Here is a 25,091-nt window from a genome sequence, read left to right as displayed (position 1 = left end):
TGGAGCGCCGTGCCGATCAGATGAGTGAGCCCCCGGCTCCAAAAGAACACGGGGGCGTAAAGGGGGCCTGGCGTCAGCGCCCCAGATCGCTCAGGCGGGCCGGTTCGACGATCTCGATCCAGTACCCGTCCGGGTCACGGATGAAGGCCACATCCGTCAGCTTGCCCTGATCGGGTCGCTTGATGAACTCGACCCCGTTGTCATCGAACCACCGTTCGGCGGCGTCCAAATCGGGCACCGAGACGCAGATATGCCCAAAGCCCTGCGGCTCGGAGTTGCCGTCGTGGAACTGCAGGTCGGGATCATCCTCGCTGCCCCAGTTGTGGGTGAGCTCGAGCAGACCGCGCTGTGAAAAGGTCCATACGGTCCGCTCGCCCACATCGGACGGCGGCGTGGACTGCCCCTCAGTGGGGCAGTCGAGGAAATACAACGAGAAGTTGAGTTCCTCGAAGTCCAGCCGCCTGAGCACGCGCATCCCGAGCACGCCGGTGTAGAACGCCAGTGAGCGCTCGGGATCCTTGATGCGCATCATGCTGTGATTGAGCGCGAACCCCCGGGTCGCTTCGGGGCGTGACTCGACCACGCCGGGGTACTGCTCGCTGGTAAAGGGCATTGCGGTCACTCCTTGTTGCTAGATCGCACGATCCGCCATCTGCCGGGCAATGTAATCGGCCTGCCGGATCGCCAGGCTGACAATGGTCAGCGTCGGGTTTTCGGCGGCACTGGTCGTGAACTGACTGCCGTCGGAGATGAACAGGTTATCGATATCGTGGGTCTGGCCATACCCGTTGCAGACGCCGTCACGGGCATGGGTGCTCATGCGGCAGGTGCCCAGGTTGTGGGTCGACGGGTAGGGCGGCGTGCGATACGCCTTATTGGCGCCCGCTGCTTCGTAGATCGCGGTCCCCTGCTGGAAGGCATGCTGGCGCATGGCGACGTCGTTGGGATGGTCATCGTAATGCACGTTGGGTACCGGCAGTCCGTAGGCATCCTTGACGTCGGTATTCAGGGTGACCCGATTGCGCTGTTGCGGCATATCCTCACCAACCAGCCACATCCCGGCCATATGGGCATACTGATCCATGGCCTCGGTGAAATCCCGGCCCCAGGCGCCCGGGTCGAAGAACGCCGCCATGAAGGGCAGACCGAGTGAGACGGTCTCGATCTCGTAGCCCCCGGCAAAGCCCCGCGACGGATCATGGTGGGCCTCGTCCTGGACAATGCCAGCCATGGTGGTGCCGCGGTACATGTGCACCGGTTCGTCAAAGCTTGCATAGACCGAGCCGGTCATATGCCGCATGTAGTTGCGGCCCACCTGACCGGACGAGTTCGCGAGCCCGTCGGGGAACTGACTGGATGCCGAGTTGAGCAGCATGCGCGGAGTCTCGATGGAATTGCCGGCCACGGCGACCGCCCGGGCGCGCTGGCGCTGTTCGAGGCCCTCGGCGTCAAAGTACACCACGGCGTTCACACGCCCGCGGTCGTCATGCTCAATGGCCGCCACCTGAGATTCGGGTCGCAGCTCGACATGACCCGTCGCCAGTGCCCGCGGGATTTCGGTGTACAGGGTCGACCACTTCGCGCCAGTCGTGCAGCCCTGGAAGCAGAACCCGCGCTGAACGCAGCTCGCCCGGCCATCCCGCGGCTCGCTGTTGATGGCCATATTGCCGGTATGACAATTCTTGTAGCCGATGGCGGTGGCCCCGGCGTGCATGACCTTGAAATTGTTGTTGCCGGGCAGACCCGGAATGCCGTTGGTGCGGGTGACGCCCATCTTGTCCTCGGCCCGGTCGTAATAGGGGGCCAGATCGTCGTAGTCGATGGGCCAGTCCAGCAGGTTGGCTCCCGGGATGTCGCCATACTCGCTGGCCGCACGAAACTCATGGGGCTGAAAGCGCAGGCTTGCGCCGGCCCAGTGGACGGTACTGCCGCCGACCGCCTTGACGATCCAGGAGGGCAGATTGGGAAAGTCGCGGGCGACGCGCCATGTGCCGCTGGTGGTGCGGTTATCGAGCCAGGCGAGCTGCCCGAACGAGGCCCACTCATCGGCAATGAATTCGCCGCGGGTATGCAGTTTCCCGGCCTCGAGGACAACGGCGTCAATGCCTTTCTGGGCGAGTTCGTTGGCGAGTGTGCCGCCACCGGCACCCGATCCGATGATCACCACGACGTTGTCGTCATCGTGGGCGAAGGTGGTCTGGTTATCGTAATTTTCCATCGTTCAATCTCCTCAGCCGTTCATCCCGGGGACGGGGCCGCTCGCGCTGGCTGGCAGGTCGGGCAGCCATGTCAGGTCATTGAAGCCACGTGACAGGTATCCGGCATCGCCGCGCTCGCCGCCATAGCCAAAGTGGCGGAACGCCATTTCGTTGTTGTAGAGCGATACGACGGCGGTGGACTGGACCTTGCGGAACAGGTCGGACCCGGCAATGGCACGGACATGCATGCCCTGCTGCTCGTCATCCAGGGCCAGCCAGTCGCCACCGGCGCGGTTGTCCAGTGCGGCGATGCCCGAGCGCATGGTGTCGGCCGTGCTGGGGTTGGCGGCCGCTTCGGCGTCCAGGTCTTTGACCACAAGGGCGTAGACCGCATCCTCGAGCGTTGGGTGAGGAAAGATGTGACGGGTGAGCGTGAGTAGTACCTCGCCCTGGTGGGCGTCGAGCTGCTGGAGCTCGAGGGCCCAGGACCGGGACGGGGCAAGGATGGCGATGGGCATGCTGGTCATCGCCAGCGTGCCCATCAGCGTCGAGCCACTCCCCTTGAGAAAGCGGCGACGATTCATGGACTGATCCAACATGGTTGGCTTCTCCTCCTGAATGAGCATGGCGCACGGGGCATCTGCCCCGTGACTGGCGCCTTTCTGTGAAGCGCTTGAGTCGATTGTGTGATGCGCGATTGCTCATGGGGTAGTAGCGTGCTACTACAAACTAAAAAAATACTGGATAGCCAGCGAGGAGAGAGTGATGTGTGAGGTGTACGCGTCGACGCCACACGAGCGGTACGACTCCAGTACCCGCTCGGTTCGGCTCAGTGGGTTTGTCACCAGTATTCGGCTTGAGAACGAGTTCTGGTGGATCCTGGAAAAGCTCAGTGCCGAGCAGCACCTGAGTGTGCCGCAGTTCATCACCGAGATTCATGATGAGGTGCTGGCCCGCCAGGGCGAGGTAAGAAACCTCGCTTCGTTGCTGCGGGTCTGCTGCGCCCGCTATCTGGAGCGCCAGATCCCCGAAGACGCCGCATCGATGGGTGCGGTGGTCGGGAGCCGGTGATCAGTCCACAAAGAACACCACGGTGGTAAGCGCGCCCACGGCGACAATCCCGGCGCGCAGGACCGCCGGGGGCAGCCGGCGTCCGATTTTTGCCCCGGCCATCCCGCCGATGCTCGCGGCGATGGCCATGGGCAGGACTTCGCCCCAGGCGATGGCGCCACCGATGGCATAGACGGTCACCGCGATCACCGTCAGGACTGCGGATAGCAGGTTTTTGAGGGCGTTGGCGAGGTTCAGGTCGTCCACCCCCAGCAGACGGAAGGCAGCCAGCATCACGATCCCCATGCCACCGGCAAAGTAACCGCCATAAATGCTCACGGCCAGCACGCTGAGGCGTCCCGGCAGGCTGTGGCGGTGGCTGAAACGAGTCGACAGGGCGCGATGGATGCGCGGGCCCAGCGCGAAAAGGCCGGTGGCGAATAAAAGCAGCCACGGCACGATGGCACTGAAGGCATCATTGGAGGTCAGCAGCAGAAGGCTTGCCCCCAGGCTCCCGCCCAGAGCGCCCAGGGCAATCACGGCGAGTAGTGTCATGCCATGGGGCGCGCGGATCAGGTCGCGGGAGCCCCAGACACTGGCCAGGTATCCGGGCAGCAGCGTCGTGGTACCGGTTGCATTGGCCATGACCGGCGGGACGCCGGTGAACACCAGCGCGGGCAGGGTAAGGAAGCTGCCGCCACCCGCCAGGGCGTTGATGACGCCGCCGCACAGGGCGGCTGCCACCACGATGAGCAGGTCCATCAGCGCAGCCGCCCGGGCGGCTGGAGCCGCGGCGTCGCCGCGCTAGCCCGGTTCAGCTTCGTGCACCAGCAGATCGGCCAGAAACCGCTCAAGCCGATCGGAATCCGACAGATCACCGTAGAGTAGCGCGCCATCGCGCCCAGGTTCGCGCTTCAGCAGCGAAGGCGTCGCAAAGACGGCGTAGCTGAGGCCCGCCTGCGGTTGATCCAGAAGATCGATTTCCTGGGGCGACAGATCACTTCGACCCAGTCGCTCGAGCATGCTCGCGAGGTTTGCCCGCGCCCGGCGGCTCCGTGGCGCGTCGCCGGTCACGAACAGGATCAGCACTGGCGTCGACGCATGCTGCGTGCTTGTCTCAGTTGTCATCGAAACCATCCCTGTCTTCGGGATTCCGGGTTGCCGGATCGCGTCGACGGCGGATCCGGTTGCGCCATTGTTCATCAAGCCGTGTGGCCTCATTGTATTCTTCGGCTTCCAGCTCGAGTGTCTGGGCAAGGCGCTCACGCTCCTTTTCGGCCTGAGCGATGCGCCGCTCGAGGTCGTTGCGACGCTGCTTCCACTCCAGCTGCTCGCGCCGGGCGCGCGCCTCGTCCTGCTGAGCCCTTTCGACCCGGGCGGTACCCATCAGCACCTCGCCGCCGTCTTCGTAGACGTCGGCGAGATCAATACCCTCGCTGCTCAGCAGCAGCTCGCGCTGCTGGTTGGAATGGCCTGACCCGCGGGATTTGACGATCGACAGCGACCGATTCCGCTCACCGCCGCGGACGTTGTAGTCGAGCACGATCCAGCTGTCGGCGAGTGTCGAGATCTGCCCCTGTGTGGCTTCCCCTTCCGGATCGCGCACCCCGGTCAGCGAGGTGAGAAGGGTCGTGATGCCGCGGCGTCGGACCATGTCGATCAGCCGTTCGGTGGCCATTTCGGCGCCCTCCGTGGCACTCGCCTTGAGCAGCGCGGAGATGGGGTCGATCACCAGGCAATCCGGTTCGAAGTCATCCAGCAGGCGCCGGATCACGAGGAAATGCTCGGTCACTCGCGCCGCATATGCCGATAAGGTCTGAAAGCGCACCTGCCCGGCCTCAATCGGATCGCGCAGGTTGATCCCCACCGATTGGAGGTTGCGGACATAGGGGCCTTCGAGCTCATCAAAGCTGATATAGAGCGTTTTCTGACCGCGCGTGACGGCGGTCTCCGCGAACCTGGCGGCGAGGGTGCTTTTGGCGGTCCCCGGCCGTCCCGAGATGAGCAGGCTAGAGCCGCGGTAGATGCCGCCACCGAGCAGTGCATCGAGCCGCTCAACGCCCAGGCTGAGCCGCTCGTTACTCGCTTCGATGTTGTCGTTCTCATTGCCGTAGTGATACGGCAAGGCAATCCCGTCATCGTCGATGAGCATCGGCAGCTCGTCGGTGACATGGGCGGACCCGCGGAATTTGGCGATGCGCAATGAGCGGTTGAGCTGCTGGTCGACGATGCGGGCGGAGAGCATGATCGTCGCGGAGAGCAGAAACTCGATTCCCTCGAGATGGAACGGCTCGATCCCGTCGTGCCGGGTTTTTCCGGTCAGCAGCAGCGTCCAGCCATTTTCGGCACAGGCCTCGTCGACGCGTCGGATCTGATTGATGGCGGCGTTATGCTCGACCTGGTGGCGGAGCAGCTGGTCGATGCCGTCGAACACGATCCAGGCGGCGCCTTTCTGGCGACTTGTCGCCGTCACGATCGACAGCAGCCCCTCGAGATCAAACTCGCCGGCCGTCTCCGCGCTCAGGCGTGGGCGGGCATCGATGACTTCCAGCGAGTCGGCCTCAATCAGGTTTTTGCCCCAATTGAAGGAAGCGGCATCCTGCCGGATCTGGGCGGGAGATTCCTCGAACGAGACGAACACCCCGGCGCCACCTTGCTCAATGGCCCGGGCAAGGACCTGTAGGGCCAGCACGGTCTTGCCAGCAGCGGCCTCGCCCAGCACCAGCGTTGTCTGCCCGGCGGGCAGTCCGCCCTGGGTCACCCGATCGAGATCGATGATCCCCGTGGTGCGTTTTTCCACGATCTACTCCGTTCGTCCGCGTGTCAGAGGGAGGTGACTGCGACGCTCGAGCAACCAGCGGAAGTCCTCGGCCTCCAGCGGCATACTGTAATAAAAGCCCTGGCCAAACTGAATGCCTATCGCCAATAGCTCATCGCGGACGTCAGCGGCCTCAATGCCTTCGGCGATGATTTCGGCATCAAGGGCCTGGGCAAGGCGCCTGACGGCATCGATCAGGTTGCGGTTGAAATTCCTCTGCATCAGGTCGGCGACAAACCCCTGGTCAATCTTGATCTCGTCGAAAGGGTAGTGCTGCAGATAGAGCAGGGATGAGTAGCCGGTGCCGAAGTCATCCAGTGACAGGCGCACATTCATTGCCCGCAGGGCGCGTAACTGCTCCAGAAGCAGGGTGGATTCGCTGGCGAATACGCTCTCCGTGATCTCGAGTGAAAGCTGTTGTGGTTCAATTCCCGACTCATCGAGGATGCGCCGGACCTGGTCGGGAAAGTGGCCCGAGCGAAACTGGATCAAAGAGACGTTGACCGCGACGCGCACCAGATCCAGTCCGGCGTCGCTCCAGGCCTTCAGATGCTGGCAGGCGCGTCGCAGTGTCCATTCACCGATCGGTCCGATGAGCTGACTCTGCTCGGCGATGGGGATGAACACGCCGGGGGAGACCAGCCCGCGGGTCGGATGATTCCAGCGAAGCAGTGCTTCGGCGGCGATTACACGCCCGGTGGCCATGTCGACCTTGGGCTGGAAATGGACTTCAAACTCATCGTTCTCAAGCGCGCGTCGCAGGGCCTGTGTCAGGCCGACCCGCGCCTGCGTTTCGGCCTCCAGCGCCTCGCTGTAGGCGACCCACGGCAGCGTCGATTCGGCACGATGGCGGAACAGTGCCCGCTCCGCTTCCTGGAGCAGGGTCTCGGCAGGGCGGGGAGTTTGGCCGAGATGACTGTAGCCAAGACGAATGGCAAGCCGAATGGCGACGCCATTCAGATCGAAAGGTTGGGAGAGCGCCTCGACGAGCTGCTCGAGCTGACTCACCGTTGATCTATCCGGCGCCAGCGGCAGATACAGCGTGCACTCATCACCGCCGATGCGTCCGCTGAGACCGTGCTCACCGGCAAGCGAGCGCAGCCGCTGGCTGAACTGGATCAACAACCGGTCACCGCCTTCGTAGCCATAGGCATCGTTGATGTCTCGAAGGCTGATGATGTCGACCATGGCGATGACGCCATTATCCGGCCAGCCCTGCCCATCAAGCTGCGCCTGCAGCGCTTCACTGAAGCCGGTGCGGGTGGGGAGCCCTGTCAATGGATCTTCCAGCGCTGCGCGCTCAAGGCGCTTCTCGGTGGCTCGCAGGGCCGTCGTGTCCTGTTTGATGGCGATGTAATTGGCGATTGCCCGATCCTCGTTTTCGAGGGGCGCGATCAGTGTGTACTCCCGGTAAGGCTCGCCATCCTTGCGTCGGCTCTCGAGCTCGCCGGTCCATATCCCGCCCGCTTCGACGGTTTCCCAGATCTCGCGATTGACCGCGTCGGGGGTATTGCCGCTTTTGATGCAGGTCAGGGTGTCGCCGAGGAGCTCATCGCGACGATAGCCGGAGTTGTGTTCAAACGCCGGATTGACATATTCGATGCCGCCTTGAGCGTCGGTGATCGCGATGGGGGCCGGGTTGAGATGGGCCACCTGCATGAGTTTGTGGATTTCGTGGTCGTTCTGCCGACTCTGGGTGATATCCGCAATGACCACGCCCACCTGAGAGACCACCGCCGCCGGGGCATTCAGCGGGTGATGGCGGACTTCCAGGGTGCGCCAGCCGAGTGCCGGGCTATGCCGCTCGGTGCGATAGCACTGTGGCTCGCCCGCCAGGCACCGATCCAGTCGCCAGCGATCCACGCGCTCGAACGCCCCGCCGAGCACATCCTGAACGCACCGCCCCGATAGATCACTGGGCGCGCCCAGGTGCAGCCGCTGATAGGCGGTGTTGGCCCAGACATACCGGTAATGCCGATCAATGATGGCGCAGGCGTTATCGCTCGCGTTCAATAGCGCGTCGAGGCTTTGTTCATCGGGCATGGTGTCGCCGCGACCATCGATGTCGGTCATTGGCTGCTTCAATCGTCCCTGTCGCTGGATTGCCCCGGCAGGATGCCTTGCCGGGCGTTGGCTCGCAAAGTTGTCGGTCCGGCGGGTTGTACGGATCAAAAAAATTGGTCTATGGTTAAACAAGGCTGGACGCCTGATCGGGCGAATTTCCTCCCGCTAGACCGCATGTACTCCGTCCCTTCCGCTGCGCAGGCGCCAGTCCATGAGTTGAACCCCGGAGACGGAATGGTCAAACGCAAGGAAAAAGGAGCATATGTATGAATAAGCGTTCCCTATACGCTTTGGCACTGACCGGCGCGCTGGCCCCCATGGCCGCGAACGCCGAATGCGGCGAGATCTCGGTGGCCGAGATGAACTGGACCTCGGGCGGCATCATCACCGGTGTCACCGAGTTTCTGCTGACCCAGGGTTATGGCTGTGATGTGACGGTCGTGCCATCGGCCACCACCACGGCCATCACATCGCTGGCCGAGAACAACGAGCCGGACATCGTGCCGGAGTTCTGGCCGAACGGCGCCCCGGCATACTACGACCTGGCCGAGCAGGGCAAAGTCGTCAAGGCATCGGATGCCTTCAGCGAAGGTGCTACCGAGCACTGGCTGGTGCCGGGCTTTCTGGTTGAGGAGCACCCGGAGCTCGCCACCATTGAGGGTATTCTGAATAACCCGGAGCTGGTTGGTGCCCGATTCCATAACTGCCCGGATGGCTGGGGCTGCCGGATCGCGAATGACTCGCTGGTCCAAGCCTTTGAGCTCGAGGACCATGGCATCGAGGTCTTCAACCACGGCTCGGGCGAGACCCTGCAGGCGGCACTGGTGTCGGCGGCTGAAAACGAAGAACCGTACTTCGGCTACTACTGGGGACCGACCGCGCCGCTGGGTCAGTACGACATGGTCAGTGTCGATATGGGCCCGGTGAACCAGGAGGCCTACGAGTGCAACCAGGACACCGAGTGCAACGAAGTCGGCAAGACAGGCTGGCCGGCCGCACCGGTGTTCAACGTGGTGACCACCGATCTTGCCGAGAGCGAGCCGGAGGCTTTCGAACTCATGCAGAACATGACGTTCGAGAACGACACCATGAACGGCCTGCTGGCGTGGCATGCGAACAACGATGCCACTGTCGATGAAGCGGTCGTGCAGTTCCTGCAGAACAACACCGACGTGTGGATGGACTGGCTCAGCGACGATGCCCGCGCCAACGTGCAGGACATGTTCTAACGCCTGAGCCGCTCAGGATCTGAAGTTAAAAGGCGCCGGGGCGATGACGTCCCGGCGCCTTTTTTATCAATCCGCCGTGTTGCGCAGCGTCTCCATGTCGATGACGAAGCGGTACTTGACGTCGCCCTTTTTCACCCGCTCGTAGGCTTCATTGATGTTGCGGATGTCAAGCATCTCAACATCGCAGGCAATGTCGTGATCCGCGCAGAAGTCGAGGACTTCCTGAGTCTCCGGCATCCCGCCGATCAGCGATCCCGCCAGTACCCGCCGGCCGAAGATCAGGCTGCCGCCGTGGACCGGTGGCTCGATGGGCTCGATCAGCCCGACCAGAATATGCGTGCCGTCATACTTCAACGCCGAGAGATAGGGGTTGAGGTCGTGCTGGACGGGCACGGTATCGAGCATGTAATCGAAATAACCCGCCGCGGCCTGCATCTGTGCCTCGTCCGAGGAGACGACCACGTGATGGGCCCCCTGGGCCCGTGCCTCGCTGACCTTGGCCTCGCTGCGGGTGAAGACCGTCACCTCAGCGCCGATGGCGCGGGCAAACTTGATGCCCATGTGGCCAAGGCCGCCCATGCCAATCACACCGACCTTGTGACCCGCCTGGACGCCGTAGTGACGCAGGGGCGAGTAGGTGGTGATTCCCGCGCAGAGCAACGGCGCCGCGGCCGCCGGATCCAGCGCCTCAGGCACACGCACGACGAACCGGTCGCTGACCACCACCGACTCTGAATAACCGCCAAAGGTAATGGACCCGTCACGCCGATCCTGGCCGTTGTAGGTCAGCGTCGGTCCTTCGAGGCAGTACTGCTCCAGGCCATGCTGGCAGGGCTCACACTCGCGGCAGGCATCCACCATGCAGCCGACACCCACGACATCGCCGGGACGGAACCCGGTGACCTGGTCACCGACAGCGGAGACCCGACCGACGATCTCGTGGCCCGGGACCAGCGGATACTGCGTCATTCCCCAGTCGTTCTGAACGAAATGAATGTCGGTGTGGCAAACGCCACAGTAGTCGATCTGAATGGCGACGTCGTCGGGCCGAAGCTCACGACGTTCGATATTGAGCGGTGCGAGTCCGGATTGATCCGATTGAGCGCCGTAGGCTTTCGCTGGCGTCATACTGAGCCCCCTGATGGTATGGTGAATAAGTCCCCATCTGGACGCCCTCGTCCCGGAATCGTTCCATCACTCGGAGCGCTCGGGGGGTGTCGCATGTTGTCGATAGGTTCGGGTACTGCCGTCATCTTCAACGAGCAGTGTTGAATACTCGTCCTGGTGCTCGCCCATTTCCATTCCCGGCGATCCCACTGGCATGCCCGGGACGGTCAGTCCGTTCGCCTCTGGCTGACTCGCCAGCAGAGAACGGATCTCACGGGCGTGGACATGGCCCTCGATGAAATAGCCATCAACCATGGCGGTATGGCATGAGGCTTGCGCCGGAGTGATGTCCAGGTCGACCTTGATGGCGTTTAACTGGCGATGGCTGACGTCGTGGACGGTTACCTCGAACCCGTTGGCTTCAAGATGCTCGATCCAGGCCGAGCAGCAGCCGCAGGTTGGTGTCTTGGCGACCTTGATGATGGAGTCGGTGGCCATGGCGACGGGGCTGAGCGCGACGAATCCGAGGGCAACAGCCAGATGAGAGAGCGATCGGGAACTGAACATCTAATGGCCTCCGTTGTTTTACGCCTCCGAGTATAACCAATGTGGGTTCATCGCGCATTACCGGGATTGGCGTATTGACAGGGTGTGATCACTGCTGCCATGTTTGCGCTAACATCAGGTCCGAGAGCCTGAGGTCGCAGCATCACGGCAACGCACCGTGATCGTGGACAATGCGTAATGCGCCGGTCCGGATCGGACGGTTGTTAGCGCTAACATTGCGACCTGATAAAAAAATGCAGAAAGCATGAAAGACAACTGGAGGAGATCACTATGGGCGCTGAATCGTCCACGCCCCGCCCGTCCCGACGGCCATTCGGCCGCCTTGGAGCGACTGCACGTCGCATCGCCCATTTTCTGGGGCCCTGGGCGCTGATTCTCGCGCTCTGGTATGGCGTTCGCTACTCCGGCTTTTTCGAGGCCTCGCTGATTCCGACGCCGGTGCAGGTCGCCACGCGGCTCTGGGACATGCTGATCGGGGGCGATCTGGCACTGGACATGTACATGTCGACCCAGCGCGTTTTTCTTGGAGTGATGCTTGGCACCGCCTGTGCCGTGCCTGTCGGTTTCCTGCTGGGCTGGTACAAGGGCCTGCGGTCGTTCATGGACCCATTGATCAACTTTTTCCGCGCCCTCCCACCGATCGCGCTGATCCCTCTGGTCATCGTTTACTTCGGGATCGGCGAATCCGCCAAAGTGATCATCCTGTTCTACGCGGCGTTCTTTGCCAGCGTCATCGTGATGTACGAGGGGATCAGTCAGATTTCACCGCTGTATATCCGGGTCGCCCAGACCCTCGGGGCGAGTGATTTCGAAATATTCCGCAAGGTGATTATTCCCCTGGCCGTGCCGCATGCCCTGACAGCACTCCGCGTGGCGCTGGGTGTGGCGTGGGCAACCCTGGTGGCCGCCGAGCTGGTCGCCGCTCAGCAGGGACTTGGTGCGGTGATCCAGGATGCGTCCGCGTATTTCCAGCTCGACACCATCTACATGGGGATCATCTGCATCGGGTTTATCGCGCTGGCCATGGACGTCGCCCTGCGGCGACTCACCCGCCGTGCGCTTGTCTGGCAGGAACGCAATGACTGAGGGGGCCGGAATGAGTCAGTACAACGAAAGAATCCGTTTCGAGAACGTCGGCAAGGTATTCGACACCGACAATGGCTCGATCCAGGTTGCCGAGGATGTCTCCTTTGGTGTCGGGGATGGCGAGTTCGTCTCGCTGGTCGGACCATCAGGCTGCGGGAAAACCACCATGCTCAACATGGTAGCGGGGTTCATGCAGCCAACCACCGGCTCGGTTCTGCTGGACGGTCAGCCCATTCAGGGGCCCGGTTCGGAACGCGGCATGATGTTCCAGGACTATGGCGTTTTTCCATGGCTGAGTGTCGAGGACAACATTGCCTTCGGTCTGCGCCTTCGCGCCAATCGCGTCACCGATGCCCGGCGCAGGGAGATCGTCGACCATTTCATTGAGCTCATGGGGCTCAGCGAATTCCGCCGGGCCTATCCGAAGACACTTTCCGGGGGGATGCGTCAGCGACTTGCCCTGGCGCGTTCCTATGCGGTCAACCCAGAGTTCCTTTTGATGGATGAGCCGTTCGGCGCGCTCGATGCCCAGACCCGGACCGCAATGCAGGACCTGCTGCTGAATGTGATGGGCGAGGTCCGCAAGACCGTGATGCTCATCACCCATTCGGTGGAGGAGGCGCTGTATCTGTCCTCCCGGATCCTTGTCATCAGCGCACGCCCGTCGCGCATCCGCCGCATCATCGAGGTGCCGTTCGGGTTTCCACGCACGGCCGAGCTGCGCGACTCCGCCGCCTTTGCTGATCTGCGAAGCGAGGTCCGCGAACTGGTGATGCAGGAGTACGCCGCGCAGGAAAGTCAGGCGCGGCAGAAACAAACAACAGGACAGGCGTAGAAAACGCCTCATTACCGCAAGAGGAGAGAGAAATGAGCTATTCCAGCAGTCGCAGAAACTTCATGAAGGGGATCGGCGCGGGTGCCGGTCTGTATGCCATGGGCGGCGTACCCAGCCTGTTTGCCCAGAGCGGGCAGACGGTACGGGTTGGCTACCTGCATACCCTGGCGGTGGACGGCCATATCTGGCTCGCCGACCACATGGGAACGTGGGCCGAACAGGGCCTGAACATGGAGTACATCCAGTTCACCACGGGGCTCGAACTGTTCCAGGCGCTGGTCGGTGGGAGCCTTGATGTGCTCGCGACCGGTGCAGTGATCTCAAACTTCCCAGCGCGCGGTCAGGGCGAGGCATTTCTGATCAACAACGTCGAGGAGGGGACCGCCCAGCTGTGGGCCGATCCCGAGTCGGGCATCAATGAGATCGCTGACCTCAAGGGCAAGCAGATCTCCACCACCACGGGTACCACCGCGCATGTGTTCCTGCATCGTGCCCTGGTTGAGGCGGGACTCGATCCCGACCGGGACGTTGAGCTGGTCAATCAGCGCATGAGCGACGCGGTCACCTCGTTCATCTCCGGCGCCGTGCCGGCGGTGGCGCTCTGGGTGCCCTTTAACGTGCAGGTGGCCGAGCAGCGGCCGTCGGCAAAAATGCTGGTGGACGCCTCAGCGTACTACCCCGAAGCCGCCATCGTGGGTGGCTGGGCCGCACGCGGTGACTTCTATCAGGAGAATCCCGAGGTTATCGACAAGATCATCCGCGGCTGGCTGCCGGCCAACGAGATGCTGGTCAATAACCCCGAAGAGGCACTCGGTATTCTCCAGGCCAACTACTACCCGAATGTCAGCCTCGACCAGTTGCAGGCCCAGTATCAGGCCCAGCGGGTGTTCTCACGCGACCAGTGGCTCACGCGGTATGAAGACGGCACCGTCACTGAATGGCTTGACCAGGTGACCGACTTCTTCGTCGAGCAGGGAGGCATCAGCAATCCCCGCCGCGCCAGCGAGTACTTCCATCCGCAGCACTACATCAACATCGCGGGTTGAGCACGCCCCGCCACCTCTCATCGGCAGGGGTGGCGGGTTCAATTTCGCGGTTTTTCAAGGAGAAAAAAATGGGCGCGAGCGTCGGTTTTATTGGTGTCGGAACCATGGGTGGGCCCATGGCCCGCAATCTTCTGCGGGCCGGCCATCGGGTCCGCGTATTCGATCTAGACTCGCGACTGGTTGCGGGTCTTGAAAAGGACGGCGCCGAAGTGGCCGCCAATGCGGCCGCTGCGGCCTCGGAGGCCGACTGTGTGATCACCATGCTGCCCCGGGGTGAGCATGTGGAGTCGGCACTTTTCGGTGACCAGGGTGCGGCGACCGCGATGCGGGAGGGTACTCTCTACATCGACATGAGCACCATTCTGCCGAGTCATTGCGAGCGGTTCGCACACCGGCTCCGGGCCGCTGGTGTCTGCGTTGTTGACGCTCCGGTTGGAAGGTCGTCGCAGCATGCCATCGACGGCAAACTGTTGATCATGGTCGGTGGCGAGGCAGGCGACGTCGACCGGGCCAGGGCGTTCCTCGAGCCTCTTGGCGACACCATTGTCCACTGCGGTCCGACAGGGGCCGGCCAGAAGATGAAGCTGGTCAACAACTACATGTCCATCGCCCTCAATGCGCTGACCGCCGAAGCTCTGGTCATGGCGGAAAGTGCGGGTCTCGATCCGGAACAGGCGCGCAGCGTAATGCTTGGCACGGTTGCCGGTCAGGGGCACATGGGAACGACCTATCCCGCCAAAGTCCTCAAGGGCGATCTGACGCCCGGTTTCATGGTTGATCTGGCGCACAAGGACATGGGCCTGGCACTGGCCATGGCCGGTGAGCTGGACGCACCCGCGTGGCTCGGTGCAGTCGCCCATCAGACCTACGGACTGGCGCGCCGGCACGGGCGCGGAGCCGAGGACTGGACGGCGGTGTATGCAGCGCTGCGCGAAACGGCGATGGGTGATGAGCGCTAGAAGCTTCCCTCATCACGGTAACGACGCGTGGGGCCGGTCAGTCAGCGCCTCCATCGGGCGTGGTCTCGCGCTCGATGATCTCGAACCCCAGATCGCTCAGGGCGGGTGGCGTCGTATCGCCCTGCAACCTCTCGAGGATCTTGTGTGCGGCCTGGCGGCCGATTTCATAGCGGTGAATGCGCACGGTGGTCAGCGCCGGGGCGACACTGGCGGCCAGCTCCACATCGTCAAAGCCCGCGATCGCCAGATCCGCCGGCACGCGGATGCCCTGACGCTGACACTCGAAAAGCGCGCCCAGGGCGAGGATATCGTTGCCGAAGAACACCGCATCGACATCCGGCCGGCTGGCCAGCAGGTCGCGAAGCCGACCCGCCCCGGCGGCAAACGAGAACTTACCTTCGTAAATCAGCGAGTCCGAGGCTTCCAGCCCCAGTGCCGTCACCGCCGCCCGGTAACCGGCAACGCGCTGGGCGGCACGGTCGTTGGCCAGCGTCGGGGCACCGACATAACCGATGCAGCGTGCCCCTCGCGCCACGAGACGCTCGACCATCGCGTGGCAGGCGTTGAAGTTGGAAAACCCGACAGCCATGTCAATCGGCCGACCGTCGACGTTCCAGGTCTCGACCACCGGGATCCGAGCCGCGCGGAGCAGGGTTTCTGCGGCCGGTTCGTGCTGCAGGCCGGTGACGACAATGCCGGCGGGGCGCTGAGCCAGGATGGCATTGATCAGCCGGGTCTCTTCGCCGAGGGAATAACCGGTTGCGCCCAGCAACAGCTGGTAGCCCTGGGCGCCAAGTTCGTCGGTCAACCCGTCGATGGTGTCGGCAAAGATCGAGTTGGTCACGGTGGGTACGAGGGCGCCGATGATACGGGTCTGGTTGGATGCCAGGCTGCCGGCGACCCGATTGGGCACATAGCCCGTGGTCTCGATTGCCGCGAGGACCCGCTCGCGGGTGGTGTCGGCGACTTTGTCGGGATGGTGAATGACCCGCGAGACGGTGATGGCCGATACGCCGGCCACCCGGGCGACATCCTCCATGCGAACGGGCGAGTGTTGGTCCATGACGCGGCGCTTCCCTGACAGCCCTTTTTTTGCCAGCGCGATGTTAGCGCTTTCAACCCTATACTTGGAAATCAACAGGAGTCCAGCTGATGTATACCTTTGGATCGTTCATTAACGGCGAGTGGCAGCCCGGCACCGGCGAGGTGTTTGAAACGGTTGACCCAAGTGCGCCCGGGACCTGCGTGGGTCGCTATTCTCCGACTTCTCCCGCCGGGCTGCGCACCGCCATGGATGCCGCCCGCCGCGGGCAGGCCGAGTGGGCGGCGTTGCCGCCGGCCGAGCGGAGCCGTCGTGTCGTCGCACTGCTGGATGCCGTTGAGGCACGCACCGAGGACATTGCCCGTGCGGTCACGCTCGAGCAGGGAAAACCCATTGCCGAATCCCGTGGTGAAACCGGCAAGTCGCTGCGCGAGGCGCGGTTCATGGCCGGCGAGGCGGTCCGCGGCCATAGCGCGGTCATGCCCGCGCAGAAGCCCGATTGCCGCAACATGGTGCTGCGTCGGCCGCGCGGCGTCATCGCCGCCATCACCCCCTGGAACTTCCCGATCCTCACGCCCATGCGCAAGATCGCGCCGGCGCTTGCCCACGGCAATGCCATTATTCTCAAGCCCTCTGAGCTGACGCCCGCACCGGCCTGTCTGATCGCCGAGGCGGCGGAGGAATTTCTGCCCGCCGGGGCGCTGCAGATCGTCCATGGCGGCGGCGAGGTAGGCGCAGCGCTGGTCAGCGATGCCGCGGTGGATGGCGTGACGTTTACCGGATCCGTGGAAACCGGCCGCAGGATCTATGCCGCAGCCGCGCAGAATCTTGCCGAACTGTCGCTCGAGCTGGGCGGCAAAAACGCGGTCGTCATCAATGACACTGACGATCTCGAGCGCTGCCTCGACCAGGTTTTTGGCGCGGCTTGCCAATGCGCCGGGCAGCGCTGCACTGCCATCAGTCGTGTGATCGTCGCCGACGCCCTGCATGACGCGGTGATCGATGGCCTCAGGGCGCGCGCGAAGGCCCAGGTGGTCGGTGCGGGGATCGATCCGGCGACGACGCTGGGCCCGCTCATCAATCAGGATCAGTTCCAACGGGTCAGCGGCTTTGTCGAGCGCGCCGTCGAGGCGGGTGCCCACGTAGTGGCCGGTGGCAGGGCGATCCAGGTTGACAGTGCCCCCGATGGTTTTTTCTACCCGGCGACCGTCCTGCGCGACGTGGAACCGTCCATGGAGATCGCCCGCGAAGAAGTCTTCGGCCCGGTCATCAGCGTCATGCGTTATACGGAATTCGATACGGCCATGCGCTTGCTCAATGATGTCGACTTCGGGCTGACCTCGTCGCTTTTCTCCAACGATTCGGCGCTGATCCAGCGGTTTCTCGACGAAAGCCAGAACGGCATGCTGCACGTCAATCACGGCACGATCCCTGATGATCACATGCCGTTTGGCGGCATTCGCCACTCAGGCGTGGGCGCTTACTCGGTGGGTCCGTCGGCGGTCAACTTCTACACCACCGAGCATTCGGCGTACCTGCAGTCGCCCGGCGGCATCTGATGGGCATGCAGGCGCTGACCACAGGGCGGATCGAGCAGGTGGCCCTGCATGTCCTGCGGGCGCCCATTGAAGAACCCGTGCGGACCTCATTCGGGACCATGACCGATCGGCCTAGTGTACTGGTTGGGGTGACCGATCACGAGGGGGCCTCCGGCTGGGGCGAAATCTGGTGCAACTACCCGGTCTGCGGGGCCGAGCACCGGGCCCGTCTGGCCGCCGAAGTGGTCGCGCCGCAGCTGGTCGGCCGATCCTTCGATGATCCGTCCGCCGCACAGCGGTTTCTGGTGCAGGCGACCCGTGTACTCGCGCTGCAAACGCGTGAGTTCGGGCCGCTTGATCAGGTCCTGGCCGGTGTTGATATCGCGCTCTGGGATCTGGCCGCTCGCCGTCAGGGCCGCCCGCTTGGCGAGGTCCTCGCCGGTGGACCGGTCGCCTCCCGGATACCGGTCTATGCCAGCGGCATCAATCCGCACGGCGCGGTCACCACCCTGCAGCGGGCCCGGGCGTCGGGCTTTGATGCCTTCAAGGTCAAGATCGGGTTTGAGGCCGGTCAGGACCGACGCACGATCGCGGCGCTGCTCGCCGAGCGCGGCGATCAGGAACATCTGATGGCCGATGCCAATCAGGCCTGGTCACTTCCGGAAGCCCGGGCGATGGTGGCCGATCTGCGGGGCAGCGGTCTTGAATGGCTTGAGGAGCCCATGCCGGTGGACACCCCGGTGGCTGACTGGCGGGCGCTGGCCGCGTGCTCCGCCATCCCGCTGGCCGGTGGCGAAAATCTGGCCTCGGTCGCGGGGTTCGACGCGGCGGCGGAAGCCGGATTGCTATCGGTGATCCAACCGGATCTGGCCAAGTGGGGCGGGTTCAGTGCGTGCTTGCCCATCGCCCGGCGGGTGCTTGAGGCCGGACGGCGTTACTGCCCGCACTATCTGGGCGGTGGCATTGGCCTGATCGCATCGGCGCATGCCCTGGCAGCCGTGGGCGGAGACGGCCGGCTTGAGGTTGATTGCAACCCCAACCCGCTGCGCGAGCAGCTGGCGACACCCTTCCCGGGTATTGCCAACGGCGCCATGGAACTGCCATCGGGCCCCGGTCTTGGAGTGGTGCCCGATGGGGCGGCGTTGCGTGACTGGGAGACGCTATGCCTGACCGCCTGATCCGACTGCTGCCCTTCATCGGCGCCTGGCCCGGCCTCGGACGCCGACAGATGCTTGCCGACCTGCGCGCCGGGCTGACCGGTGCGATCATTGTCCTGCCCCAGGGGGTGGCGTATGCCCTCATCGCCGGCCTTCCAGCCCAGTACGGGCTTTATACCGCGATCATCCCGCCGGTCATTGCCGGGCTGTTCGGCTCATCGCATCACCTCGTGTCAGGGCCGACTGCGGCGATCTCCATTGTGGTGTTCAGCGTGGTCAGTGGCATCGTCCCGCCCGAGCATCCGGCGTTTCTCTCATACGTGCTGACGTTGACCTTCATGGTCGGTGTGATCCAGCTGATGCTGGGGATCGCCCGGGTGGGAACGCTGGTCAACTTCATCCCGCACACGGTGGTGGTGGGGTTTACCGCCGGAGCGGCCGTGGTGATTGCGGTCAGTCAGGTCCATCACTTTCTGGGCATCCGCCTGGAGGCTGGCTATGGACTGGTCGATCGCCTGCGGGCGATCAGTGGCGCGCTGCCGGCGACCGAGCCGCAGGCCGTGATCATCGGTGGTGTCACGCTTGCCACGGCGCTGCTGGTTCGCGCCTATCGCCCGCGCTGGCCGGTCCTGCTCAGCGCCATGGCGGTGGGTACGGGGGTCGGTGCGCTCTCAGGCGGCGCCGCCGCGGGCGTGCAGATGGTTGGTGCGACCCCCGGGGCGCTGCCACCCCCGTCGTTCGATCTCATCGCCTTCGAGCGCATGCCTGAGCTGGCATCCGGCGCGTTGGCCGTCGCCATGATTGCACTGATCGAGGCGGTGGCGATTGCCAAGGCCGTGGGTATGCGGTCGCACCAGCGCATCGACGGGAGTCAGGAGTTCATCGGCCAGGGCCTCTCCAATCTCCTCGGCAGTCTGTTCTCGTGCTATGCGGCTTCGGGGTCGTTCACTCGTACCGGCGCCAACTACGACGCCGGCGCGAGAACACCGATTGCCGGTATTTTTGCAGCCGGGTTCGTGCTGGCGGTGATTGTCTGGTTCCCGGATGTCACCGGGTATCTGCCCATGCCGGCGATGGCCGCGGTGGTGTTCGTGATTGCGTGGAACCTGATCGACTGGCATCGCCTGCGCGACATCGTCCGGGCGAGCCGCGAGGAGACCACGATTCTTGCGGTGACGGTGCTCGCCACATTGTTCCTGGGACTCGAGTTTGCCATTTACGTGGGCGTTTTCCTGTCTCTGCTCCTGTTTCTCAAGCACAGCGCCCGACCCCGCCTGGTCAGCGTCGTGCCCATGACCGATCGGCCCGGGCGACCGCTGCGGAACGCCCACAAACGCGGACTGGCGGAGTGCCCGCAAGTGCTGATCCTGCGGGTTGATGGTCCGCTGTTCTTCGGATCGCTGGACCACGTGCGCGAGGGCCTGTGGGCGGCCTGCGACCGCGGCTATTCTCATGTCATCATTGAAGGCAGCGCGATCGAGCGGGTCGATCTGGCCGCCGCCGAAATGCTGGCCCAGGAAACCGAGCGCATGCGCGATCGCGGGGGTGGGCTATGGCTTTGCGGGTTCAAGGACGACGCCCTCCGGTTGTTACGCCATCCGGTGCTGAGCAGCCGGATTGGCGAGCAGAACCTGTTCAGTCGGGCCGGAGATGCCATTGCCGCGGTATTTGAGACTGCGCCGCTGTGTGATGCCTGCCAGCGCGAGGGCGCCGACGTCTGCCGGCTGCTGCGCTGACGCCCATCCGGCGGGCCGCGGCGTGAATTCATCGGCTTCCGCGATGTCGTATGGGATACTCAGCCATTGCCTTCACCGGCGGGACGACAAGGGAAGCCATGAAAGCCTTTTCAATAAGCATTGCCACTTTTATCGGTCTGGGGCTGGCGGCAGTGGCCAGTGCCCAGACCAGCGACTCGGGCTTTGCCCCGGATGATCCGGATCTGGCCGTCGCGACATTCGCGGGCGGGTGCTTCTGGTGCGTTGAGGCGTACTACGAGAAGAACGTGCCCGGCGTGGTCGAGGCCGTTTCCGGCTACAGCGGCGGCGAGGTGCAGGATCCCACCTACGAGGAAGTCTCCGGCGGCCGTACGGATCACACCGAGGCGGTGCAGGTTTACTACGACCCCACCAGAATCACCTACGAAGGTCTGCTCGAAGGCCTGTGGCGGACGGCGGACCCGACCGACATCAATGGCCAGTACGTTGATCGTGGCAAGCAGTATCGCCCGGCGATCTTTTACCATGATGAGGCCCAGAAACGCGCCGCCGAGGCGTCAATTGAGGCGCTCGAGGCCTCCGGCCGCTATGACGAGCCGGTCAGAATCGAAGTAGTCCCGTTTGACGCGTTCTACGAGGCCGAGGCCCGTCATCAGGACTACTACAAGGAAAAGCCGGTGCGCTACCGGCTCTATACATTCAATTCCGGGCGTTATCAGTTCATCGAAGAGATCTGGGGCGATGATCAGTCAGTGGATTTCTCCGAGTATGAGCCGCAGCGCCAGTCAGGTTCTCCATCGGTGGAAGCGTTCGATCCGGCGACCTTCGAAAAGCCCCCTGAAGCGCTCCTGCAGTCGCGTCTGACCGATGAGCAGTATTACGTGACCCAGGAAGACGGCACTGAGCCCGCCTATGACAATCCGTATTACGACGAGAAGCGCCCCGGCATCTATGTGGATGTGGTCTCGGGCGAGCCGCTTTTCTCGTCGCGTGACAAGTACCGCTCTGACACCGGCTGGCCGAGCTTTACGCAACCCATCCGCGAGGACGCGGTGGTTGAACGCGAGGACAACAGCCTGTTCATGACAAGGACTGAGATCCGCAGTCAGCATGCCGATTCGCACCTGGGCCATGTCTTCACCGACGGGCCGGAACCAACGGGTCTGCGCTACTGCATGAACTCCGCCGCGCTTGAGTTCATCCCGCTGGAGGAGATGGAAGCGGCGGGCTATGGCTCACTGATCAGCGAAGTTGAATAGGACGTAATCAATGACCGCACCGACGCTTATAATGGGTGCCCGCGGCGGGATCGGCGAAGCACTCGCCCGCCGCCTGGCCGCCGCGGGTCAGCCGCTCGTGCTCTCGGCGCGTGATCCGCAGACCATCCTGCCGCTGGCGCAGGCCCTCGGGGCCGACGTGTTCGCCTGCGATGTGCTGGATACCGATTCGATCAAGGCGGCGGTCCAAAGCGCGCAGTCCGATGAAGGGCTTGCCGGACTGGCTTACTGTGTCGGCAATATCGTCCTCAAGCCCCTCAAGAACCTGACCGAGAAAGACCTGCTTGACTGCTACCGGCTGAACACCGTGGGAGCGGCAATCGCGGTGCAGGCCGCCGCACCGGCACTGCAGAAGGCGCGGGGCAGCGTCGTGATGTTCTCGACGGTGGCGGCCGGACAGGGCTTTGGCAACCATGCCGTGATTGCCGCGGCTAAAGGCGGCGTCGAGGCCCTGGCCCGGTCGCTGGCGGCCGATCTGGCGCCCTCGGTCCGGGTGAACTGCATTGCGCCCAGCATCAGCCAGACTGAAATCGCCGATTCGCTGCTGTCCAACGAGAAGATGGCCGAGGCGCTCGCGGCCAGTCATCCGCTCAAACGCGTCGGCGTCGCCGACGACTCCGCCGCGATGGCGGCATTCCTGCTGGGCACCGACGCCAGCTGGATCACCGGTCAGGTGTTCCCGGTCGATGGCGGTCGGGGCGCGTTGCGTGCCAGGGGGCAGTAGCATCATGCGCATCGGCCCCGGCGGCGATCCGATTACTGACGCAGGTATTTGATAAGCGCGAGGATCAAAAGCACCAGAACGACGATGATCAGAAGACTGATGACGATGGGGATGATCATCATTCCCGTCATCATTCCCGGTCCAGGGCCATGCATGACGCCCGACCCGTAACTGGACTGTGCAAGCGCGCTGCCGCTCCAGCTACCCAATAACATCATGAAAATGATGATCCATTGCTTCATTGCGGTTTACTCCTGAGACCGGTGACCTTGTAGGATTCACTCGATACAAGCATGAGAGCGTAGACCCGGATGATCAATGGGCCTGAGATCAGCCATCCGATGGATGCGCTCCGTCGTCTATTTGATGCGGGTGTGGCTGCCGCGCATCCAGCCCGCGTGGTTGCGCCGCATTTTCCGCCGATCAGTAAAGACGGGCGGACCCGGGTCATCGGTGCGGGGAAGGCCGCCGCGGCAATGGCGCAGGCGCTGGAGAAGGCGTGGCCACCGGACGTGCCGGCGCCGCAAGGACTGGTTGTCACCCGTTATGGCCATGGGGCGATGCTCGAGAGCATCGAGTGCATCGAGGCATCCCATCCGCTACCGGATGCAGCCGGCCGTGAGGCCGCTCAACGGATGGTCGACATCGCCCATGAATTGGGGGAGGGGGATCAGCTGCTGTGTCTGCTCTCCGGCGGCGGCTCTGCGCTGCTCACCTTGCCGGCCGACGGTCTGACAATGGCGGATCAGCAGGCAGTATCGTCAGCGCTCCTCAGGTCGGGTGCTGACATCGCCGATATCAACTGCGTCAGGAAGCATCTGTCGGCCGTCAAAGGCGGGCAACTCGCCGTCGCGGCCTGGCCCGCCCGCGTGACCACCCTGATGATCTCGGATGTCGCCGGCGATGATCCGGCGACGATTGCCTCGGGTCCGACGGTCGCAGATCCGACCACTTTCGGCGATGCACGAGCGATTCTGGATCGATTTGGCATCGATCCACCCACGGCCGTGCGCCATCACCTTGAGTCATCCGGGCAGGAAACGCCCAAACCCGGTGATCCGCGGCTCGATGCTGTGGAGAACATCATTGTGGCCCGCTCGCAGACATCACTGGAGGCCATGGCGGAATACGCTCGCTCGCAGGGCATCAGGCCCATCATTCTGGGCGATGCCATCGAAGGCGAGGCGCGTGAGGTGGGTCGCGTCATGGCCGGCATTGCCCGACAGGTCGCCCGTCATCATCAACCCGCCGCGCCGCCCTGTGTGCTGCTGTCCGGCGGCGAGACCTCGGTGACCGTGCGGGGTGAAGGGCGGGGCGGCCGCAATCTCGAGTTCCTGCTCGGGCTTGCCATTGCCCTTGAGGGAGCCGAAACGGTCCATGCCCTGGCCGGCGACAGTGACGGCATTGATGGCAGCGAGGACAATGCCGGGGCGATGGTCACCCCGGATACGCTCGCCCGCGCGCGTCGGATGGGCGTCAACCCCCGGGATCGGCTCGCCAACAATGATGCCTACGGCTTTTTTGCCGCCCTGGGCGATCTGGTGATGACCGGTCCCACCCTCACCAATGTCAATGATCTGCGCGCTATTCTTATTGCTGAGCCTCGTGCTCAGGCGGGGAGCCAATAGCCGACCAGCATCGCGCCCATTGCCCCCATGAACAGGGTCTGCAGCACGATCACCGTGATCGGGCGCCAGCCAAGCTTGAGCATTTCGCCGATCTGGCTCTGGATGCCGAGCGCCGCCACGGCGGTAATGAGGCAGGCGGTGGAAGTGGTCGCCAGCACCGCCATCAAGGGCGCTGGCAGCCAACCCAGACTATTGATGCCCACGAGGGCGAGGAACCCCAGCAGAAACCCGGGAATCGGTGGGGCGGGGCGCTTGTGCGGCTGCCCGGGAAGATGACGGTTACCGCGCTCGCGCAACACCAGCGCCAGTCCCAGCACCAGCGGCAGCAGCAGCGCCACTCTCAGCAGCTTGATGATGGTCGCCGTCTCGCCCGAGGTCTCAGAGACACTGAAACCCGCACCGACAACTTGGGCCACATCATGGATCGTGGCCCCTAGAAACACGCCCGCCTGGGCGTCGTCCATGCCCAGTTGCGCCGCGAGGATGGGATAGATCACCAGCGCGACGGTACTCAGGGTGCTGACGCTGACCACCACCAGAACCGTGTCGAGGTGCAGTCGCTCATCCCGCGGCAGGGTCGAGGCGATCGCGAGGGCCGCCGAGGCCCCACAGATACTCACGGCTCCGGCGGATAGCACAGCGAAACGCCCGCCCATTCCCAGTGCGCGCGCCACCCCAAAACCGACAAGCAGGGTGGCGGCGACCGTCGCCAGCGTGATCAGCACCGGGGTCAGACCCAGTGCAGTGAGATCGGTTAGCGTCAGGCGGGCGCCGAGCAGCGCCACGCCCACCCGCAGAATCGTTCGGGTGCTCAGGCGGATGCCAGGCGCCACACGCTCGCGCTCGCGCAGAAACCCCAGCGCCATCCCCAGCAGCAGGGCAAACAACATCACCGGCGCGCCGTAGTGGCTGGCGAGGAACAGCGCCACCATGGCCACCGCCAGACTGATCCCGACACCGGGCGCGGCACGGCGACCCACTGCGAGGCGATGGCGGGCGGCTTCGGCAAGCCCCGTCATAGTGGGTGTCGGGTGACGTTCATGGGGGCGCA

24 protein-coding genes are annotated in these 25,091 nt (G+C 63.8%); 12 read left to right on the top strand and 12 right to left on the bottom strand.

The window, feature by feature from the left end; genetic code table 11:
• Positions 1-73: 73 nt before the first annotated feature.
• The 3 genes from gloA to BBH56_RS04650 are packed head-to-tail and all read right to left on the bottom strand — an operon-like array spanning position 74 to position 2,782.
• Positions 74-613 (bottom strand): lactoylglutathione lyase, encoded by a 540-nt coding sequence (gene gloA / locus BBH56_RS04660; RefSeq protein ID WP_144348360.1) that lies wholly within the window; start codon positions 611-613, stop codon positions 74-76.
• Between the two features lie 18 nt (positions 614-631).
• Complete coding sequence (locus BBH56_RS04655) at positions 632-2,218, bottom strand: GMC family oxidoreductase (protein ID WP_148122097.1); 1,587 nt, start codon at positions 2,216-2,218, stop codon at positions 632-634.
• Positions 2,219-2,230: 12 nt separating this feature from the next.
• A complete protein-coding gene (locus BBH56_RS04650) occupies positions 2,231-2,782 on the bottom strand; it encodes a hypothetical protein (protein ID WP_198515268.1) in 552 nt (183 codons plus the stop codon).
• A gap of 181 nt (positions 2,783-2,963) precedes the next feature.
• Between BBH56_RS04650 and BBH56_RS04645 the strand changes: the two genes are divergently transcribed.
• Positions 2,964-3,269: a ribbon-helix-helix domain-containing protein gene (locus tag BBH56_RS04645; RefSeq protein WP_110882686.1), complete on the top strand. Its 306-nt coding sequence runs from the start codon at positions 2,964-2,966 to the stop codon at positions 3,267-3,269.
• Here BBH56_RS04645 and BBH56_RS04640 read toward each other — a convergent pair whose 3' ends face one another.
• From BBH56_RS04640 to BBH56_RS04625, 4 genes are read right to left on the bottom strand one after another with little or no spacing between them, the layout of a single operon-like run.
• Positions 3,270-4,010 (bottom strand): sulfite exporter TauE/SafE family protein, encoded by a 741-nt coding sequence (locus BBH56_RS04640; protein ID WP_198515267.1) that lies wholly within the window; start codon positions 4,008-4,010, stop codon positions 3,270-3,272.
• 42 nt (positions 4,011-4,052) lie between these two features.
• Positions 4,053-4,376 (bottom strand): circadian clock KaiB family protein, encoded by a 324-nt coding sequence (locus BBH56_RS04635; RefSeq protein ID WP_144348356.1) that lies wholly within the window; start codon positions 4,374-4,376, stop codon positions 4,053-4,055.
• Entirely contained in the window at positions 4,366-6,048 is a 1,683-nt protein-coding gene (locus tag BBH56_RS04630; protein WP_318262627.1) for an ATPase domain-containing protein, read from the bottom strand. Before BBH56_RS04630 ends, BBH56_RS04635 begins: the two co-directional genes overlap by 11 nt.
• Before the next feature lie 3 nt (positions 6,049-6,051).
• Positions 6,052-8,139, bottom strand: a complete 2,088-nt coding sequence (locus tag BBH56_RS04625) for a putative bifunctional diguanylate cyclase/phosphodiesterase (protein ID WP_318262626.1) — start codon at positions 8,137-8,139, stop codon at positions 6,052-6,054.
• Between the two features lie 257 nt (positions 8,140-8,396).
• Between BBH56_RS04625 and BBH56_RS04620 the strand changes: the two genes are divergently transcribed.
• Positions 8,397-9,359 carry a glycine betaine ABC transporter substrate-binding protein gene (locus BBH56_RS04620; RefSeq protein ID WP_144348354.1) on the top strand — a complete coding sequence of 321 codons (963 nt, stop codon included), beginning with the start codon at positions 8,397-8,399 and terminating at the stop codon, positions 9,357-9,359.
• 66 nt (positions 9,360-9,425) lie between these two features.
• Here BBH56_RS04620 and BBH56_RS04615 read toward each other — a convergent pair whose 3' ends face one another.
• A complete protein-coding gene (locus BBH56_RS04615; protein WP_148122095.1) occupies positions 9,426-10,487 on the bottom strand; it encodes an NAD(P)-dependent alcohol dehydrogenase in 1,062 nt (353 codons plus the stop codon).
• Positions 10,488-10,553: 66 nt separating this feature from the next.
• Positions 10,554-11,033, bottom strand: coding sequence for a DUF411 domain-containing protein (locus tag BBH56_RS04610; RefSeq protein ID WP_148122094.1), 480 nt, complete (start codon positions 11,031-11,033; stop codon positions 10,554-10,556).
• 270 nt (positions 11,034-11,303) lie between these two features.
• Between BBH56_RS04610 and BBH56_RS04605 the strand changes: the two genes are divergently transcribed.
• The 4 genes from BBH56_RS04605 to yihU all read left to right on the top strand — a co-directional run bounded on the left by BBH56_RS04605 (position 11,304) and on the right by yihU (position 14,959).
• Complete coding sequence (locus tag BBH56_RS04605; RefSeq protein ID WP_144348351.1) at positions 11,304-12,119, top strand: ABC transporter permease; 816 nt, start codon at positions 11,304-11,306, stop codon at positions 12,117-12,119.
• Between the two features lie 10 nt (positions 12,120-12,129).
• Complete coding sequence (locus tag BBH56_RS04600) at positions 12,130-12,954, top strand: ABC transporter ATP-binding protein (RefSeq protein ID WP_144348350.1); 825 nt, start codon at positions 12,130-12,132, stop codon at positions 12,952-12,954.
• Positions 12,955-12,986: 32 nt separating this feature from the next.
• Positions 12,987-14,000, top strand: coding sequence for an ABC transporter substrate-binding protein (locus BBH56_RS04595; protein WP_148122093.1), 1,014 nt, complete (start codon positions 12,987-12,989; stop codon positions 13,998-14,000).
• 68 nt (positions 14,001-14,068) lie between these two features.
• Positions 14,069-14,959, top strand: coding sequence for a sulfolactaldehyde 3-reductase (gene yihU, locus BBH56_RS04590; RefSeq protein WP_148122092.1), 891 nt, complete (start codon positions 14,069-14,071; stop codon positions 14,957-14,959).
• A gap of 37 nt (positions 14,960-14,996) precedes the next feature.
• On the opposite strand, the gene BBH56_RS04585 is transcribed toward yihU, so the two are convergent.
• Complete coding sequence (locus tag BBH56_RS04585) at positions 14,997-16,022, bottom strand: LacI family DNA-binding transcriptional regulator (protein ID WP_144348347.1); 1,026 nt, start codon at positions 16,020-16,022, stop codon at positions 14,997-14,999.
• A gap of 89 nt (positions 16,023-16,111) precedes the next feature.
• Here BBH56_RS04585 and BBH56_RS04580 point away from each other — a divergent pair, with 89 nt between their 5' ends.
• The 5 genes from BBH56_RS04580 (at position 16,112) to BBH56_RS04560 (ending at position 22,412) form a co-directional block, all read left to right on the top strand.
• A complete protein-coding gene (locus tag BBH56_RS04580; RefSeq protein ID WP_148122091.1) occupies positions 16,112-17,560 on the top strand; it encodes an aldehyde dehydrogenase family protein in 1,449 nt (482 codons plus the stop codon).
• On the top strand, positions 17,560-18,717 hold the full coding sequence (locus tag BBH56_RS04575; RefSeq protein WP_198515266.1) for a mandelate racemase/muconate lactonizing enzyme family protein: 1,158 nt from the start codon (positions 17,560-17,562) through the stop codon (positions 18,715-18,717). The genes BBH56_RS04580 and BBH56_RS04575 overlap by 1 nt, the downstream gene beginning before the upstream one ends.
• Positions 18,702-20,432 (top strand): SulP family inorganic anion transporter, encoded by a 1,731-nt coding sequence (locus BBH56_RS04570; protein WP_144348345.1) that lies wholly within the window; start codon positions 18,702-18,704, stop codon positions 20,430-20,432. Before BBH56_RS04575 ends, BBH56_RS04570 begins: the two co-directional genes overlap by 16 nt.
• A gap of 98 nt (positions 20,433-20,530) precedes the next feature.
• A complete protein-coding gene (msrB, locus tag BBH56_RS09700) occupies positions 20,531-21,670 on the top strand; it encodes a peptide-methionine (R)-S-oxide reductase MsrB (RefSeq protein WP_148122090.1) in 1,140 nt (379 codons plus the stop codon).
• 10 nt (positions 21,671-21,680) lie between these two features.
• Entirely contained in the window at positions 21,681-22,412 is a 732-nt protein-coding gene (locus BBH56_RS04560; RefSeq protein ID WP_148122089.1) for an SDR family NAD(P)-dependent oxidoreductase, read from the top strand.
• A gap of 32 nt (positions 22,413-22,444) precedes the next feature.
• On the opposite strand, the gene BBH56_RS04555 is transcribed toward BBH56_RS04560, so the two are convergent.
• Complete coding sequence (locus BBH56_RS04555; RefSeq protein ID WP_198515265.1) at positions 22,445-22,654, bottom strand: hypothetical protein; 210 nt, start codon at positions 22,652-22,654, stop codon at positions 22,445-22,447.
• Positions 22,655-22,723: 69 nt separating this feature from the next.
• On the opposite strand from BBH56_RS04555, the gene BBH56_RS04550 reads away from it, so the two are divergent.
• A complete protein-coding gene (locus BBH56_RS04550; protein ID WP_186295117.1) occupies positions 22,724-24,040 on the top strand; it encodes a glycerate kinase type-2 family protein in 1,317 nt (438 codons plus the stop codon).
• On the opposite strand, the gene BBH56_RS04545 is transcribed toward BBH56_RS04550, so the two are convergent.
• Entirely contained in the window at positions 24,022-25,059 is a 1,038-nt protein-coding gene (locus BBH56_RS04545) for a YeiH family protein (protein ID WP_144348451.1), read from the bottom strand. The genes BBH56_RS04550 and BBH56_RS04545 overlap by 19 nt on opposite strands.
• Positions 25,060-25,091: the final 32 nt, after the last annotated feature.

Source organism: Spiribacter roseus, assembly GCF_002813635.1.
Lineage (GTDB): Bacteria > Pseudomonadota > Gammaproteobacteria > Nitrococcales > Nitrococcaceae > Spiribacter > Spiribacter roseus.
The sequence above is the reverse complement of the archived record's forward strand: the minus strand, read 5'-3'. Positions and strand labels throughout refer to the sequence as shown.

Excerpts from the sequence above, each read along its gene's own strand:
- gloA (WP_144348360.1), bottom strand. The coding sequence starts at position 613 with ATGCCCTTTACCAGCGAGCAGTACCCCGGCGTGGTCGAGTCACGCCCC.
- BBH56_RS04655 (WP_148122097.1), bottom strand. The coding sequence starts at position 2,218 with ATGGAAAATTACGATAACCAGACCACCTTCGCCCACGATGACGACAAC.
- BBH56_RS04650 (WP_198515268.1), bottom strand. The coding sequence starts at position 2,782 with ATGAATCGTCGCCGCTTTCTCAAGGGGAGTGGCTCGACGCTGATGGGC.
- BBH56_RS04645 (WP_110882686.1), top strand. The coding sequence starts at position 2,964 with ATGTGTGAGGTGTACGCGTCGACGCCACACGAGCGGTACGACTCCAGT.
- BBH56_RS04640 (WP_198515267.1), bottom strand. The coding sequence starts at position 4,010 with ATGGACCTGCTCATCGTGGTGGCAGCCGCCCTGTGCGGCGGCGTCATC.
- BBH56_RS04635 (WP_144348356.1), bottom strand. The coding sequence starts at position 4,376 with ATGACAACTGAGACAAGCACGCAGCATGCGTCGACGCCAGTGCTGATC.
- BBH56_RS04625 (WP_318262626.1), bottom strand. The coding sequence starts at position 8,139 with ATGACCGACATCGATGGTCGCGGCGACACCATGCCCGATGAACAAAGC.
- BBH56_RS04620 (WP_144348354.1), top strand. The coding sequence starts at position 8,397 with ATGAATAAGCGTTCCCTATACGCTTTGGCACTGACCGGCGCGCTGGCC.
- BBH56_RS04615 (WP_148122095.1), bottom strand. The coding sequence starts at position 10,487 with ATGACGCCAGCGAAAGCCTACGGCGCTCAATCGGATCAATCCGGACTC.
- BBH56_RS04610 (WP_148122094.1), bottom strand. The coding sequence starts at position 11,033 with ATGTTCAGTTCCCGATCGCTCTCTCATCTGGCTGTTGCCCTCGGATTC.
- BBH56_RS04605 (WP_144348351.1), top strand. The coding sequence starts at position 11,304 with ATGGGCGCTGAATCGTCCACGCCCCGCCCGTCCCGACGGCCATTCGGC.
- BBH56_RS04600 (WP_144348350.1), top strand. The coding sequence starts at position 12,130 with ATGAGTCAGTACAACGAAAGAATCCGTTTCGAGAACGTCGGCAAGGTA.
- BBH56_RS04595 (WP_148122093.1), top strand. The coding sequence starts at position 12,987 with ATGAGCTATTCCAGCAGTCGCAGAAACTTCATGAAGGGGATCGGCGCG.
- yihU (WP_148122092.1), top strand. The coding sequence starts at position 14,069 with ATGGGCGCGAGCGTCGGTTTTATTGGTGTCGGAACCATGGGTGGGCCC.
- BBH56_RS04585 (WP_144348347.1), bottom strand. The coding sequence starts at position 16,022 with ATGGACCAACACTCGCCCGTTCGCATGGAGGATGTCGCCCGGGTGGCC.
- BBH56_RS04580 (WP_148122091.1), top strand. The coding sequence starts at position 16,112 with ATGTATACCTTTGGATCGTTCATTAACGGCGAGTGGCAGCCCGGCACC.
- BBH56_RS04575 (WP_198515266.1), top strand. The coding sequence starts at position 17,560 with ATGGGCATGCAGGCGCTGACCACAGGGCGGATCGAGCAGGTGGCCCTG.
- BBH56_RS04570 (WP_144348345.1), top strand. The coding sequence starts at position 18,702 with ATGCCTGACCGCCTGATCCGACTGCTGCCCTTCATCGGCGCCTGGCCC.
- msrB (WP_148122090.1), top strand. The coding sequence starts at position 20,531 with ATGAAAGCCTTTTCAATAAGCATTGCCACTTTTATCGGTCTGGGGCTG.
- BBH56_RS04560 (WP_148122089.1), top strand. The coding sequence starts at position 21,681 with ATGACCGCACCGACGCTTATAATGGGTGCCCGCGGCGGGATCGGCGAA.
- BBH56_RS04555 (WP_198515265.1), bottom strand. The coding sequence starts at position 22,654 with ATGAAGCAATGGATCATCATTTTCATGATGTTATTGGGTAGCTGGAGC.
- BBH56_RS04550 (WP_186295117.1), top strand. The coding sequence starts at position 22,724 with ATGATCAATGGGCCTGAGATCAGCCATCCGATGGATGCGCTCCGTCGT.
- BBH56_RS04545 (WP_144348451.1), bottom strand. The coding sequence starts at position 25,059 with ATGACGGGGCTTGCCGAAGCCGCCCGCCATCGCCTCGCAGTGGGTCGC.